Source organism: Paraburkholderia sp. SIMBA_053 (assembly GCF_046534895.1).
GTDB lineage: Bacteria > Pseudomonadota > Gammaproteobacteria > Burkholderiales > Burkholderiaceae > Paraburkholderia > Paraburkholderia caledonica.
Map to the genome: position 1 here is coordinate 15,646 of NZ_JAWRXU010000006.1, position 14,041 is coordinate 29,686.

The following is a 14,041-nucleotide window of genomic DNA, read 5'->3' on the forward strand; positions in this document are numbered from 1 at the left end:
GGGTTGGAGACGGATAAGCCATGGCCAAGCGGAATCAGGCGCGCGAAGACGGGCAAGTTGAGGACCTACGTCCACGCCCGGTCAGGCTGACCAGCAACATGAGCCTGCCGAAGCTCTCGGCAGTCGAGATCGGCAGTTACGTGCTGATGCTGTTCGGCATGTGGGCGGTGATCGAACTCCGGCTGCTCGGCGCCCTGCTCGCCGGGCTGCTGGTGTTTCAGCTGGTGCATACGATCGCGCCGCGCATCGAACGTCATATGTCCAGCAAGCGGGCGCGCTGGCTCGCGGTGGTGTTTCTGTCGGCTGTGATCGTAGGCGCGCTCACGGGCCTCACGCTCGGCATCATCGAGCACTTCGAGAACGACGTGCCCAGTGTGCAGAGGCTGCTCGACCAGGCCATGCAGTTGATCGATCAGGCGCGCGGGCGGATTCCGCAATTCATCGCGAGTTCGCTGCCGGTCGACACCGAGCAGATGAAAACCAAAGCCGCCGAGCTGATGCAGACGCACGCCAACATGCTGCAGCAAAGCGGCAAGAGCGCTGCGCGCGCGTTCACGCACATTCTGATCGGCATGATCATTGGTGCGATTATCGCGGTGAGTGCGCAACAACACATGCACCGGCTGCCGCTGTCCACCGCGTTCGTCACGCGCGTGACCCGTTTTGCCGACGCGTTCCGCCGCATCGTATTCGCGCAGGTGAAAATTTCTGCGATCAACGCGGTGTTCACCGGCATCTTCCTGCTGCTGTTTCTGCCGATCTTCCACGACCAGTTGCCGCTTTCGAAAACGCTGGTACTGGTCACGTTCATCGTCGGCTTGCTGCCGGTCATCGGCAATCTGATCTCGAACACGATCATCGTTGCGGTGGCGCTGTCGGTGAGCTTTCCGGCGGCGGTCATGTCGCTCGCGTTTCTGATTTTGATTCACAAGCTCGAGTACTTCCTGAACGCGCGGATCGTCGGCGGACAGATCGAGGCGCGCGCCTGGGAACTGCTCGTGGCAATGCTCGTCATGGAAGCCGCTTTCGGTCTGCCCGGCGTGGTCGCAGCGCCGATTTTCTACGCGTATATCAAGCGCGAGTTGATCTATCTCCGGCTGGTTTGAGTCTGTTGCACGCTGGAGAATGCAAAGAAAAACGGCACCGCGGTGCCGTTTTTTTTGCTCAGAAATCGATGCGCGCGTTCAATGACAGCGTGCGAGGATCGCCCGGCGTCATGTAATCGGCGTATTGGTACTCCCAATAGCGGCGGTTGAGCAGATTGTCGATTGCCGCGCGGAACGTCACGTCATAGCCGGCAATCCGGGTCGCGTAGCTCGCGCCCAGATTCACCAGCAAATAGCCCGGCGCATTCAGATTGTCCGCCGGACGCACATTGGTGTTGCCCGTGAACTTCGCGTCCGCGCCGATGCGCAGCCCCGGCACGTACGGCACCGAGTAAGTCGCATGGCCGGCAACCACAAACTGCGGCGCGCCCGCCACGCGGTTGCCGTTATTGGCCGCGCCGCGCTCGTACTTCGTGTTGATCCACATCAGGTCGCCGCCCACGTTCCAGTTGCGGCCTAGACGCACATCGCCACCCATCTCGACACCCTGGAAGATCGACTCGCCGTCTTGGGTGTAGACGTTCGCACTATTCGCATAGGCCGCGCCGCGCTCGATGCGGAACAAGGCAGCCGTCGCGCTCCAGCGTCCCTGCTCGGTTTTGACGCCCACTTCGTATTGCTTGCTGCGCAAAGGTTTGAGCAGTTCACCGCGATTCGCATACGTATCGCCGACGACGGTCCCCGCTTCGAGCGACTCGACATAGCTCGTGTACAACGTCGTGGTCGGCGCGAGCTTGAACATCAGCGCGACGGTCGGCGTCAAAACGCCATTCTGGCTATAGGTCGAGGTCGTCGCGCCGGTCGTCGAATAGCCGTGCTGCTCGTAGTTCGTGTAACGCACGCCGCCGAGTACCGACCAGCGCTGCGTCAACGCGATCGTATCGCTGGCAAAGAGCGCTTTCTGCGTGATGTCGCTGTCGCGGTATGTGTAGTAGTTGGACGCGCCGCCGAACGTGTTGACGTTCGGCTGGTAGATGTTGCCCGTGCCAATCTGGCCGAAGAAGCTGTTCGCACCGTAGTCGTTCGTCTGACGCTGATACGCTGCGCCAAATACCAGTTGATGCTGGAAGGGTCCCGTCTTCACATGGCCTTCCGCCGACACCTGCCACAGGCTCAGTTGATGGCCTTCCTTGCCGGCGAAGCGGCTGTCGGTGTAATCGCCCGCGCCGTTCAGCAGGTAGTACGTGCTTTCGTTGCGGTCACGCGAACTCTTGCTGTAGCTGTAGCTTGCGTTGAGCGTCCAGTCCGGGCCGAGGTTGTACTGCAGGCCGGCGGTGTAAAGCTGCAGATTGGTGTTCAGATGCTGGTCGGGACCGGAAAGGTCGCCGGTGCCGCCGCTGATCGTATGCGGCAGGCTGGTGCCGGTGTATTGCGCCGTCGAGATCGCGCCCGTAATGCCGGTCGAATGGCGCTCCTGATATAACGCGCCGAAGGTCGCCTTCAGGTCGCGCGTGATGCGGGCGTCGAGTGCGACTGAAACCGAATCGCGCCGCACGTTGCCGTCGTTATAGGTTTTGCCTTCCTCGTGCGTGGCGTTCAGGCGATAGCCGAACATGCCGTCCGGACCCACGCGGCCGCCAAGGTCCGCGTGCTCGGTCCATACACCGTCGGTGTAGTAGCCGACGTCGACGCTGCGTACTGGCGTCGTCGAGACGGGCGGCTTTTTCGTCACGTAGTTGACGACGCCGCCGGGCGCGCCGAATCCGTACATGAAGCCGGTCAACCCTTTGAGCAGTTCCACTTTTTCGAGTTGCTCGTAGGGCATCGTGATGCCATAGCTGTTGAACGGCATGCCGTCGATTTTGAATCCCGACTGCCAGTCGAGCTGCATGCCGCGCACGGTCAGATACGTGGCCCACGCGTTGTAGGCGTTGCCGTTGTCGGATACGGAGGCGTCAGTGGCAAACACGTCGCCGAGTTTGGACGGCTGGCGATCCTGCAACTCTTCACTTGTCACGACGGTGGTCGAAAACGGCGTATCGAGTTGCGAGCGGGTGCCGAGCGCGCCGCTGCCGACGTCCTCTTTCAGATGCTGGGCGGTGTCGTGTGCCGCCGTGACCTTGACGGCCGGCAACGCGTTTTCACCGCTTTCCGAAGACGCGACTGGCGGCGGCACCTGCTGCGCCAGCGCGGCCTGACTTGCCGTTAATGCCAGGCACGCGGCCCAGTGCAACCGGTGCATTGCGCGACTCTTTCGTGAACGTCCTACCCCGCTGTGCTTCTTCATTGTCGATCCCGTTTCTCTATCTCATTTCATCAAATGAGAATCATTACTATTTGTACGGGACGGGATAATGCCGAAAAACTTGGCCAATTGTAAGGGTAAAGATGCGACATTTTGTCGCATGCGCGCTGTGAGGTGCCTTCGCAAGCCTTACCGGGCGCGGCACCGCGCACAGATTAGTCGAACCGCCCGGAACGCGATCAACGCCGCTGACCCGCCGAACTTTCAAGGAACTTGCGGCTTACGATGCGCATCGCATAAGATGCGAACAATTCCCATTTACAACTTTGCTACCGCTGTGATCCGTCGTCTGCAACTCCGCTTCGCGTTTCCGGTACGCCCATGAGGCGCCAGCTCGTCCGTCTGCATCGCTGGTTTGGTGTCGCCACTGCGCTGTTCCTGTTCGTCGCGGGACTGACCGGCGCGATCATCGCGTGGGATCATGAACTCGATGCCGCGCTCAATCCTTCGTTTTTCAAGGCGCGCACCGAAGGGCCTGCCCTGTCCGGCCTGGAACTCGCGCGACGCGTCGAAGCCGCCGATCCGCGCTTGCAAGTGACGTATCTGCCGCTCGCGGCAGAGCCCGGTCATACGCTGCAGATGATGGTGCTTCCGCGCACCAATCCGGTCACGCGAGAGCCGTACAAGCTCGACTTCAACCAGATCGCCGTCGATCCCGCCACGGGCAAGATTCAGGGTCAGCGGCAGTGGGGCGCATTTTCGCTAGCGAGGATCGACCTGATTCCGTTCATCTACAAGCTGCACTACACGCTGCATCTGCCGTTCACCGGCGGTATCGACGTGGGCGTCTGGCTGATGGGCATCGTCGGGATTATCTGGCTGTTCGATAGCGCAATTGCGCTGTGCCTGTCGTTTCCGAACCTCAATACGTGGCGCAAGTCGTTCGCGTTTCGTTTCGGGCGGGGCGGCTACGCGCTCACGTTCGACTTGCACCGCTCGGGCGGTGTGTGGATCTGGGGACTGCTGATGATCGTCGCGGTGACGTCGGTGTCGATGAACCTCGCGTCACCCGTTGTGCGTCCCATCGTCTCGATGTTTTCGACGCTCACGCCGGACCCGATCAACAACCCGGAGATTCTTCGCGCGCCGAAACCCGGCGACAGCCTGCTCACCCGCGAGCGCGTCCTGCAACTGGCGCACGAAGCCGGCAAAACGCAGCACCTGCAAGCGCCTCCGGGGGGCATCTATTACGCGGAATTCCTGCATGCGTATGGCGTCGGTTTCTACGAGACTGGCAACGATCACGGCGACATGGGCCTCGGCAACCCGTGGATGTACTGGGACGCGGCAACTGGCAAGCTGCTCGGCCAGCAGATTCCGGGCAGAGGCACAGCGGGCGACGTCTTCATGCAGGTGCAGTTTCCGCTGCACTCGGGACGCATCCTTGGCCTTGGCGGGCGGATCCTGATTAGCGCAGTCGGCATCGCGGTCGCCGTGCTGAGCGCGACCGGCCTGCTGATCTGGCTGAAGAAGTTGAATGCGCGCCGCCGCTCATCGCAGAACGCGCAGAGAATGCACAAAGCGCCAGTGACCAGGGACGCCGGCAGAGCCCCGGCACGTCCTGAGCCAAACGTCGCGCCCGAATGAACCGGTACCTGCGCGCAGCGGCAAATGAAGCGGAGCGTCGCTAAAGGATGCCGCTGCGGCAAGCCCTCACCCGTTTCTAACGGAACACCACCGTCTTGCTACCGTTCAGCACCACGCGGTGCTCGACGTGCCATTTCACCGCACGCGCCAGCGTCACGCATTCGACGTCGCGGCCGATCGCCGTCAACTGCTCCGGCGTCATGCTGTGGTCCACGCGCTCCACTTCCTGCTCGATGATCGGACCTTCGTCCAGATCGGTCGTCACGTAGTGCGCCGTTGCGCCGATCAACTTCACGCCGCGATCGAACGCCTGGTAATAGGGCTTCGCACCCTTGAAGCTCGGCAGAAACGAGTGATGAATGTTGATTGCGCGACCCGCAAGCGCTTCGCACAGCTTCGGCGACAGAATCTGCATGTAGCGCGCGAGCACGACCAGATCTGCCTGATGCTCGTCGATCACTTCGAGCACGCGCGCTTCCTGCGCGGCCTTCGCTTCGGGCGTGCCGCCCAGCAGCGGGAAATGATGAAACGGAATGTCATAGCTCGCTGCGAGCTGATAAAACTCCTTGTGGTTCGAGATGATCGCCGGGATCTCGATGTTCAGCTGACCGGTACGGTAGCGGAACAGCAAGTCGTTCAGGCAATGTCCGATTTTCGAAACCATGATGACGACGCGCGGCTTCACCGATGCATCGTGCAATTCCCAGCTCATGCCGAACTGCTCGGCGAGCGCCCCGAAGGACACACGCAGCGCCTCGAGCCCCGGATCGCCGCCCACCTGCTGAAAATGCACGCGCATGAAGAACTCGCCGGTGCGGCTGTCGCCGAACTGCGCGGAGTCGAGAATATTGCTGCCACGCTCGAACAGAAAGCCCGACACGGCGTGAACAATGCCGGGCCGATCGGCGCACGACAGTTTGAGGATAAAGCTGTGATCGGTCGACATGACCTGGGTGACTCCCTTCTTCAATGCGTGGTTTGTTCGGTGTTGCTGTATGGTGTGCGGCGCAAGGCGCTTTGGCAAGGTCCGCGATGACGTGCTTACGCGAGCACGGGCGGCGCAAACAACGCTTCGATTCCCGCGCAGGCCTCTTCGTCGATCCAGCGGCGGCGCAGCAGGCAATCCAGCGTGGCAAGACTCGCGTCGACCGTCATTGCGCCTTCCTCGATCCAGCGCGCCACTTCGTCGATGCGCGCAAGCCGGTGCTCGCCGACTTCGCCGTCCTGATTGCGTGGCGCGAAGTCCGCCGGCAGCGCGAGGTCGTAGATAAAGATCTGTTCGGCCTGGGTGCCTTCGGGCAGCGATTGCAACACATACGCGGTGCGGCCCGCCACCGCCCGCACGGCAATCTCTTCCGGAATGCCGGCTTCTTCCCAGCACTCCTTGACGATCGTCGCCTCGACGCCAAAACCCCAACCGATTCCGCCCGCCACTACGTTGTCGAGCATGCCGGGATCGGTCGCCTTCGTGTCGCTGCGGCGCGCGATCCACAACTTCGGCGCGCCGCCGTCCGCATATTCTACGACGCCGTTCAGATGCACCGCGTAGGTCAGCGTGCCGAAAAAGCGCGACGCCGCACGTTCGATGTAGGCGAGCGGCGGCGCGTCGAACGCATTGCGGATCGCATAGGTCTCGTTGCGCCAGCCGGGAATGCGGCCTTCGGCGGCAAGCGCGCCGATCACCGAACCGAGCGCCGCGCTCCGCAAATCAACGGTGTTGAACGAAGGCGCGAGGTTCACGCGCGCATCGTCGATGTCGAATACGTCAGGCCAACGCGCGAGCAATCGCACATCGCTCGAACGAATCCAGCCGACCTGGTTGCTGTCGATGTAGAACGGCAGATGCGCAGCAACGTCGAAGCGGCGCGCGGCGATAAGGCAAGGCAAACTCATTCGAAACTCCAAACTGTCGGCGGCAAGCGGTGGCAAGCGGCAGTGAGCCAGATCAGTCACGCAACGCGACCCGAATCCCGATCGCAATGAAGGTGGCGCCGGCAAGACGGTCGAGCCACACGCCCACACGCGGCCGGCGCTTCAACCACCCGCCGATAATCCCTGCACACACGCCAAACAGAGAAAACACCGCCACGGTCTGCAACATGAAAAGCGCGCCGAGTTCGAGCATTTGCACGGTAACGCTTTGCGCGCCGTGCGGCTGCACGAATTGCGGCAGAAATACGATGAAGAACAGCGTCACCTTCGGATTGAGCAGATTGCCGAGCACGCTTTGGCGGAACACGGCCATCAACGGTTGCGGCGCACGTTCGTGTGCGGTCGCGAGGCCCTGGCTACGCAGCGCCTTGACGCCGATCCAGACGAGATACGCCGCGCCGGCCAGCTTGATCGCCTGGAAAGCGAACGGCGAGGAGCGCAGCAGCGCTGCCACGCCGAGCGCGGCGAGCGTCGTGTGAAACGTGATGCCCGCGGCAAAGCCGAGCGCGGCCACCAGACCGGCCGCACGGCCCTGCGAGATGCCGCGCGCGAGCACTTGCAGATTGTCCGGACCGGGCGCCATCGTGATCGCAATCGACGTGGCAAGGAACAGCATGAAGTTGGGCATCGTTCTTACCTTCTTTATTGCACAAGGTGAAGCGCGCAGCGGCGAGTTTGCCGCGCGCTCAATGACCGTCGAAACTCGTCACCGTATAGAGCGACAGCCCGCCGTCGGCGAGCAGTTTCGAGCCGCCGAGTTCAGGCAAGTCGATAATCGCCGCACCTTCCACGACGACCGCGCCGAGCCGCTCAAGCAGAATCTTGCCGGCCATCATCGTGCCGCCGGTTGCGATCAGATCGTCGATGATCACCACGCGGTCGCCCGGCTTGCACGCGTCTTCGTGAATCTCGACGGTGGCCGTGCCGTATTCGAGTTCATAAGATTGCGACGCGCGCTTGTAGGGCAGTTTGCCCTCCTTACGAATCGGAATGAAGCCCAGATTCAACTCATACGCAAGAATTGGCCCGATGATGAAACCACGCGCATCGAGCCCGGCAATGTAGTCGAGCTTCGCGTCGATATAACGCTGCACGAACAGGTCGATCAGCACCCGCAGCGACTTCGGCTCCTGAAGCAGCGGCGTGATGTCGCGGAACTGCACGCCGGCCTGGGGCCAGTCGGGCACGGTGCGAATATGACTCTTGATGTAGTCGGCCGCATCGAGCGGCGCGCTCGCGAGCGCGTTTGACATGATGTCTCCGGATGGACCTCGACAGGTCCAATGAAAAGCTGAATTGGTGCAGCCGCACGAACCGTGCAGCAATCGCTACGCCGCGGCGGCGCCCGCGCGGCGGTGTTTCGAGAGCCGCTCCTCGGCCTGCGCCAACTGTTCGGGCAAGCCGCGCAACACGACAATGTCGCTCGCGCGCAGCTTGGTGGACGGGTCCGGCTCCACGCCGCGAATGCCGTGACGGCGAATCGCCGTCACTTCGACACCCAGTTCGTACAAACCCAGGTCCGCGAGCGTACGGCCAACCGCGTCGGCGTTCTCGTCGACCGGGACCGATTGTAGCCGCACCTGTTCGTGGCCGTCGTCGTCGTCCATGTCGTCGGCGCCGTGGAAATAGCCGCGCAGCAGCGCATAACGTTCGTCGCGCATTTCTTCCACGCGGCGCACCACGCGGCGCATCGGTATGCCCATCACGACCAGCGTGTGCGAAGCGAGCATCAGGCTCCCCTCTACGATTTCGGGAATCACCTCTGTCGCGCCAGCGGCCAGCAGCTTTTCCAGATCGGCGTCGTCGACGGTACGAACGATCACCGGCAGCGTCGGTTCCAGTTCGTGGATGTTGTGCAGCACGCGTAATGCCGAAGGCGTGTTTGCATACGTAATCGCGATCGCCGCGGCGCGATGAATACCGGCCGCGAGCAGCGATTCGCGGCGGCCCGCATCGCCGAACACGACCGACTCGCCCGCGGCGGCTGCCGCTTGCACGCGGTCCGGGTCGAGGTCCAGCGCGACATACGACAAACCTTCGTGTTCGAGCATGCGAGCAAGGTTCTGTCCGGAGCGCCCGTAGCCGCAGATGATCACGTGGCCGCTTTGCTTCAGGCTCTGCGTGGCGATGCGCGTCATTTGCAACGACTGCATCATCCATTCAGTCGAAGACAGCCGCAGCACGATACGGTCCGCGTTCTGGATCAGGAACGGCGCGGCGAGCATCGACAGCAGCATCGCCGCAAGAATTGCCTGCAGCAGCGTGGCGTCGACGAGATGTTTGTCGAGAATCAGATTCAGCAGCACGAAGCCGAACTCGCCCGCTTGCGCGAGGCCGATACCCGTGCGCATGGCGACGCCCGGCGACGCGCCGAACAGACGAGAAAGCCCCGTGATCATGACGGCCTTCAGCAGGATTGGACCGATCAGGAAGCCGAGCACGATCAGCGGATGCTCCCAGATCACGCGCGGATTCAACAGCATGCCGGTCGTGACGAAGAACAGCCCGAGCAGCACGTCGCGAAACGGCTTGATGTCTTCTTCCACCTGATGCCGGTACGGCGTTTCCGCGATCAACATGCCTGCGATGAATGCGCCCAGCGCGAGCGACAGCCCGAACTTGTCGGTGATGAACGCCGAGCCGAGCGTCACGAGCAGCAGATTGAGAATGAACAGTTCCTGCGAGCGGCGCCGCGCGACCACATTGAACCAGCGCGTCATGAAGCGCTGCCCCACGATCAGCAGCAGCGACAAAGCGACGACGATCTTGATGGCCGCGACGCCGAGCGCGTTGACGAGGTCTTTCGAATCGCCGCCCAGCGCCGAGATAATGATCAGGAGCGGCACCACCGCGAGATCCTGGAAAAGCAGCACACCGAAGATATTGCGGCCATGCTCGGTTTCGATTTCAAGCCGCTCCGCAAGCATCTTGCTGACAATCGCCGTCGACGACATCGCCAACGCGCCGCCGAGCGCAACGCTCGCTTGCCATTTGATATGCACCCAACGCTCGAACACGAAACCGAGCGTGACCGCGATCGCGATCGTGCCCAACACCTGCAATAGACCGAGACCGAACACGAGCCGGCGCATGGAGCGCAGCTTCGCGAGCGAAAACTCGAGGCCGATCGAAAACATCAGGAACACGACGCCGAACTCCGCGAGGTTCTGCGCGCCCACGGAATCGGGAACGAGGCCCAACGCATTCGGCCCAACGACGATGCCGACGCTCAGATAGCCGAGCATCGGCGGAAGATTCAGAAAGCGAAAAATCACCACGCCCGCGACCGAGGCCAGCAGCAGGAAAAGCGTCATTTCGAGCGGGGAAATCATCGGCAAAAACGCATGAGTGAAGCGTCCTCGTTCGTCAGCGGAACCGCGCACGCAACACGCCGTGCGACAAGGTTGAGGGGCCGTTATAGGGGGCGATAAAGCGGCCGTTGAAGGGGCCGATGAAGGCAGCGGCTTTGCACAGCAGGCCCGGCGCGGCGAACAAGCGCCTTTGCTATACTTCGCGAATGATAGCGAAAATCAATGGCGACCGGGCACTTGCGCTCGCTCGTGACGTGCTCGACATCGAAGCGGACGCCGTGCGCGCGCTTCGCGATCAACTCGACGGCGCCTTCGTCGGCGCGGTCGAACTCATCATGGGTTGCCGCGGGCGCGTTGTGGTCTCGGGCATCGGCAAATCCGGGCATGTGGCCCGCAAGCTCGCGGCCACGTTGGCCAGCACCGGCACACCGGCGTTCTTCGTGCATCCTGCTGAAGCGAGTCATGGCGATCTCGGCATGGTCACCGCCGACGACGTATTTCTCGCGTTGTCCAATTCCGGCGAAACCGAAGAACTCGTGGCAATTCTGCCGCTCATCAAGCGGATCGGCGCAAAGCTGATCGCAATGACCGGCCGCCCGTCGTCGAGCCTCGCGAAACTGGCCGACGTCCATCTGAATTCTGCCGTAGCGAAAGAAGCCTGTCCGATGAATCTTGCGCCTACAGCGAGCACCACGGCGGCGCTCGCGCTCGGCGACGCGCTCGCGGTCGCCGTGCTCGACGCGCGTGGCTTCGGCCGCGACGACTTCGCGCGCTCGCATCCGGGCGGCGCACTCGGTCGGCGCCTGCTTACTTACGTCAGCGACGTCATGCGCACGGGCGACCAGGTGCCGAAGGTCACGCCCGCAGCGACCGTACGCGACGCGTTGTTCCAGTTGACGGCCAAGCGCATGGGCATGACCGCGATCGTCGATAGCGAAGACCGCGTGAAGGGCATTTTCACCGACGGCGACTTGCGCCGCGTGCTGGAGCGTGACGGCGATTTTCGCGCGCTGTCGATCGCTTCGGTCATGACTGCCGACCCGCGCACCATCGGCCCGGATCATCTCGCAGTGGAAGCCGTGGAACTGATGGAGCGCCATCGCATCAATCAGATGCTGGTCGTCGACGAAGCGGGCAAGCTCATCGGCGCACTCAACATGCACGACCTGTTCTCGAAAAAGGTGATCTGATGGCCGTCGCGCCCCCTACCGCTACCGAACGCGCAAGCCGCGTGAAGCTGATGATTTTCGACGTCGACGGTGTACTGACCGACGGCGGGCTGCTCTTCACGGCGGAAGGCGACACGATGAAGGCTTTCAATTCCATGGACGGCCACGGCATGAAGCTGCTGCGCCAGGCCGGCATTGAAACGGCGATCATTACCGGGCGCAAGTCGGGCATCGTCGCCGCGCGCGCGAAAGAAATGCATATCACGCATGTGTATCAGGGCATCGAGAACAAGCCGCAGGCATTCGCGGAGTTGCTCCAGGCGACCGGCATGAGTGCGGAACAATGCGGCTACATGGGCGACGACTGGGTCGATCTCGGCGTGATGCTGAAGGTCGGCTTCGCGGCCGCACCGGCTAATTCGCATCCTGAAGTGATCGCGCGAGCCCACTGGGTCAGCGAGGCGCGCGGCGGCCACGGCGCGGCCCGCGAAGTGTGCGACACGCTGTTGCGCGCCCAGCACAAGTACGAGGCGCTGCTCGCAGCCGCCTGTAGCGGCGAACAGCGGGGCCTCGTCGGATGAATCAGTTTCGCCTGACTTCGCTGATCCCGCTCGTCGCGATGGCCGCTCTCGCGGGCATCACGTGGTGGCTTCTGCAAGCCACGCTGCCGCGGCAAAACGAAGGTGCGGTGCGTCCGAAGGAGCACACGCCCGACTACTTCGCCGACAACTTTTCGGTTTCCGAACTCGATCAGTCGGGCTCGACGCAATATCGCCTGACCGCGCAGTCGCTGGTTCACTACGAAGACGACGAACTGAGCGATCTCGTTAAGCCCGCGATGCGCGCGTTCCAGCCGGGCAAGCCGATCGTCACTGCAACCGGCGATACCGGCAAGGTCAACGGCGACGCGTCTATCGTCGACCTGTATGGCAACGCACGCATCCTGCGCGCGCCAGGTTATGGCGACCCGCAGATGCAAGCCGATTCCGAGCATTTCCGCGTGCTGGTCAACGACGATGTGATCGAGACGGAAAAGCCGGTTAAACTTCAGCGCGGCGTCTCCGTAATGACTGCCAGCGGCATGAACTACAACAACGTCACCCGGGTGATGCAGCTCTTCGGCAATGTGAAAGGCGCGATCGCCGCGTCCGACGCCGGCGGCAGCTCGCCCAAGTAACCCGGGTAAATCCATTCCAGGCGTGACTGCATGAACGAATCGTTCCCCCGTTTTCATACCGGCCGCTCGCGAACCCTGTCCGCGTGCCGCGCCGGACTTGCTGCGCTGATTGTCGCGTTGCCGCTCGCCGGCTTCGCGCCGCTTGCGCACGCAGACCGCGCCGACAAGGACAAGCCGCTCAATATCGAAGCGGACAACATGACTTACGACGACCTCAAACAGGTCAACATTTTCACCGGCCATGTGGTCGCGACCAAAGGCACGATCGTGATCAAGGCCGACCGTGTCGACGTGACGCAAGACCCGCAGGGCTATCAGTACGCAACCGGCACCTCGACCGGCGGCAATCTGTCGTATTTCCGTCAGAAGCGCGAAGGTCTCGATGAATACATCGAAGGCACGGCCGTTCGTATCGACTACGACGGCAAGCAGGACCTGACCACCCTCACCACGAATGCGACCGTCAAACGTCTGCAAGGCCTTTCCACGGTGATGGACCAGGTGCACGGCAGCGTCATTACATATGACGGGCAAAAGGACTTCTATACCGCGAAGGCAGGCAAGGACGTCGCGGGACCGGGCAACCCGAGCGGCCGTGTGCGCGCGATGCTTTCGCCGCGTAACGGCGGCGCGGCGCCGCTGAACGGTGCGTCGGCCACGCTCGCGCCGTCCACCACGATTCAGGGAGCGCCGAATCAGTGAGCACCTCCGCGTCCCTCCCCAATCGCAAGCCGGCCGGCACCAGTAGTTCGCTGGTCGTACGCAATCTGAAGAAGCGCTACGGTTCCCGCACAGTCGTCAAAGACGTCTCGCTCGACGTGAAAAGCGGCGAAGTAGTCGGGCTGCTCGGGCCGAACGGCGCGGGCAAGACCACGTCGTTTTATATGATCGTCGGCCTCGTGCCGCTCGACGCAGGCGAAATCGATCTGGACGGCAAGTCCATCAGCTTGTTGCCGATCCACAAGCGTGCTTCGCTCGGGCTCTCGTATCTGCCGCAGGAAGCTTCGGTGTTCCGCAAGCTTTCTGTCGAGCAGAATATTCGCGCCGTGCTGGAATTGCAGCACGAAGACAACGGCAAGCGCCTCACAAAAGACGCAATCACGAGCCGCGTGGAAGCTTTGCTGGACGAGCTGCAAATCTCGCATTTGCGCGACAATCCTGCGCTGTCGCTGTCGGGCGGCGAACGCCGCCGGGTGGAAATCGCGCGGGCGCTCGCCACCAATCCGAGCTTCATTCTGCTGGACGAGCCGTTCGCGGGCGTCGATCCGATTGCGGTGCTCGAAATCCAGAAGATCGTTAAATTTCTGAAGCAGCGCAATATTGGTGTGCTAATCACCGACCACAACGTGCGTGAAACGCTCGGTATCTGCGATCACGCCTACATCATCAGCGACGGCAGCGTGCTGGCCGCCGGCGCGCCGAGCGAAATCATCGAAAACGAAAGCGTGCGGCGCGTCTATCTGGGCGAGCATTTCCGCATGTAAGTGCTCGCGGGAATCGGCGGCGCCACGCGC

At 62.3% G+C, this 14,041-nt stretch carries 13 protein-coding genes; 7 read left to right on the forward strand and 6 right to left on the reverse strand.

Features of this window, described 5'->3' with window-relative positions; all coding sequences use genetic code 11:
• The first annotated feature begins 20 nt into the window (after window positions 1-20).
• Window positions 21-1,106 carry an AI-2E family transporter gene (locus SB753_RS19505; RefSeq protein WP_020066953.1) on the forward strand — a complete coding sequence of 362 codons (1,086 nt, stop codon included), beginning with the start codon at window positions 21-23 and terminating at the stop codon, window positions 1,104-1,106.
• A 58-nt stretch (window positions 1,107-1,164) separates the two neighbouring features.
• On the opposite strand, the gene SB753_RS19510 is transcribed toward SB753_RS19505, so the two are convergent.
• Window positions 1,165-3,288, reverse strand: coding sequence for a TonB-dependent siderophore receptor (locus tag SB753_RS19510; RefSeq protein ID WP_410801395.1), 2,124 nt, complete (start codon window positions 3,286-3,288; stop codon window positions 1,165-1,167).
• Between the two features lie 384 nt (window positions 3,289-3,672).
• Between SB753_RS19510 and SB753_RS19515 the strand changes: the two genes are divergently transcribed.
• On the forward strand, window positions 3,673-4,938 hold the full coding sequence (locus SB753_RS19515) for a PepSY-associated TM helix domain-containing protein (RefSeq protein ID WP_410801397.1): 1,266 nt from the start codon (window positions 3,673-3,675) through the stop codon (window positions 4,936-4,938).
• Window positions 4,939-5,014: 76 nt separating this feature from the next.
• Here the strand turns inward: SB753_RS19515 and purU are convergent, their stop codons facing one another.
• The 5 genes from purU to SB753_RS19540 all read right to left on the reverse strand — a co-directional run bounded on the left by purU (window position 5,015) and on the right by SB753_RS19540 (window position 10,202).
• On the reverse strand, window positions 5,015-5,884 hold the full coding sequence (purU, locus tag SB753_RS19520) for a formyltetrahydrofolate deformylase (protein ID WP_020066956.1): 870 nt from the start codon (window positions 5,882-5,884) through the stop codon (window positions 5,015-5,017).
• A 95-nt stretch (window positions 5,885-5,979) separates the two neighbouring features.
• The gene (locus SB753_RS19525; RefSeq protein ID WP_408198123.1) at window positions 5,980-6,831 is read right to left on the reverse strand and encodes an NUDIX hydrolase; all 852 of its coding nucleotides are present in this window, start codon (window positions 6,829-6,831) and stop codon (window positions 5,980-5,982) included.
• Between the two features lie 52 nt (window positions 6,832-6,883).
• Complete coding sequence (locus SB753_RS19530; RefSeq protein WP_027804459.1) at window positions 6,884-7,498, reverse strand: LysE family translocator; 615 nt, start codon at window positions 7,496-7,498, stop codon at window positions 6,884-6,886.
• A 58-nt stretch (window positions 7,499-7,556) separates the two neighbouring features.
• Window positions 7,557-8,123: an adenine phosphoribosyltransferase gene (locus tag SB753_RS19535; protein WP_288824608.1), complete on the reverse strand. Its 567-nt coding sequence runs from the start codon at window positions 8,121-8,123 to the stop codon at window positions 7,557-7,559.
• Window positions 8,124-8,198: 75 nt separating this feature from the next.
• A complete protein-coding gene (locus SB753_RS19540; protein WP_027804460.1) occupies window positions 8,199-10,202 on the reverse strand; it encodes a monovalent cation:proton antiporter family protein in 2,004 nt (667 codons plus the stop codon).
• Between the two features lie 185 nt (window positions 10,203-10,387).
• Here SB753_RS19540 and kdsD point away from each other — a divergent pair, with 185 nt between their 5' ends.
• Genes kdsD through lptB form a run of 5 tightly spaced genes read left to right on the forward strand, consistent with a single transcriptional unit; the run spans window position 10,388 to window position 14,011 of the window.
• Entirely contained in the window at window positions 10,388-11,371 is a 984-nt protein-coding gene (kdsD, locus tag SB753_RS19545) for an arabinose 5-phosphate isomerase KdsD (protein WP_392392663.1), read from the forward strand.
• Window positions 11,371-11,931, forward strand: a complete 561-nt coding sequence (locus tag SB753_RS19550; protein WP_020066962.1) for a KdsC family phosphatase — start codon at window positions 11,371-11,373, stop codon at window positions 11,929-11,931. The genes kdsD and SB753_RS19550 overlap by 1 nt, the downstream gene beginning before the upstream one ends.
• Window positions 11,928-12,527 carry an LPS export ABC transporter periplasmic protein LptC gene (lptC, locus tag SB753_RS19555; RefSeq protein ID WP_020066963.1) on the forward strand — a complete coding sequence of 200 codons (600 nt, stop codon included), beginning with the start codon at window positions 11,928-11,930 and terminating at the stop codon, window positions 12,525-12,527. Before SB753_RS19550 ends, lptC begins: the two co-directional genes overlap by 4 nt.
• A 30-nt stretch (window positions 12,528-12,557) precedes the next feature.
• Window positions 12,558-13,229 (forward strand): lipopolysaccharide transport periplasmic protein LptA, encoded by a 672-nt coding sequence (lptA, locus tag SB753_RS19560; RefSeq protein ID WP_020066964.1) that lies wholly within the window; start codon window positions 12,558-12,560, stop codon window positions 13,227-13,229.
• Complete coding sequence (gene lptB, locus SB753_RS19565; protein ID WP_020066965.1) at window positions 13,226-14,011, forward strand: LPS export ABC transporter ATP-binding protein; 786 nt, start codon at window positions 13,226-13,228, stop codon at window positions 14,009-14,011. The genes lptA and lptB overlap by 4 nt, the downstream gene beginning before the upstream one ends.
• Window positions 14,012-14,041: the final 30 nt, after the last annotated feature.

Excerpts from the sequence above, each read along its gene's own strand:
- SB753_RS19505 (WP_020066953.1), top strand. The coding sequence starts at position 21 with ATGGCCAAGCGGAATCAGGCGCGCGAAGACGGGCAAGTTGAGGACCTA.
- SB753_RS19510 (WP_410801395.1), bottom strand. The coding sequence starts at position 3,288 with ATGCACCGGTTGCACTGGGCCGCGTGCCTGGCATTAACGGCAAGTCAG.
- SB753_RS19515 (WP_410801397.1), top strand. The coding sequence starts at position 3,673 with ATGAGGCGCCAGCTCGTCCGTCTGCATCGCTGGTTTGGTGTCGCCACT.
- purU (WP_020066956.1), bottom strand. The coding sequence starts at position 5,884 with ATGTCGACCGATCACAGCTTTATCCTCAAACTGTCGTGCGCCGATCGG.
- SB753_RS19525 (WP_408198123.1), bottom strand. The coding sequence starts at position 6,831 with ATGAGTTTGCCTTGCCTTATCGCCGCGCGCCGCTTCGACGTTGCTGCG.
- SB753_RS19530 (WP_027804459.1), bottom strand. The coding sequence starts at position 7,498 with ATGCCCAACTTCATGCTGTTCCTTGCCACGTCGATTGCGATCACGATG.
- SB753_RS19535 (WP_288824608.1), bottom strand. The coding sequence starts at position 8,123 with ATGTCAAACGCGCTCGCGAGCGCGCCGCTCGATGCGGCCGACTACATC.
- SB753_RS19540 (WP_027804460.1), bottom strand. The coding sequence starts at position 10,202 with ATGATTTCCCCGCTCGAAATGACGCTTTTCCTGCTGCTGGCCTCGGTC.
- kdsD (WP_392392663.1), top strand. The coding sequence starts at position 10,388 with ATGATAGCGAAAATCAATGGCGACCGGGCACTTGCGCTCGCTCGTGAC.
- SB753_RS19550 (WP_020066962.1), top strand. The coding sequence starts at position 11,371 with ATGGCCGTCGCGCCCCCTACCGCTACCGAACGCGCAAGCCGCGTGAAG.
- lptC (WP_020066963.1), top strand. The coding sequence starts at position 11,928 with ATGAATCAGTTTCGCCTGACTTCGCTGATCCCGCTCGTCGCGATGGCC.
- lptA (WP_020066964.1), top strand. The coding sequence starts at position 12,558 with ATGAACGAATCGTTCCCCCGTTTTCATACCGGCCGCTCGCGAACCCTG.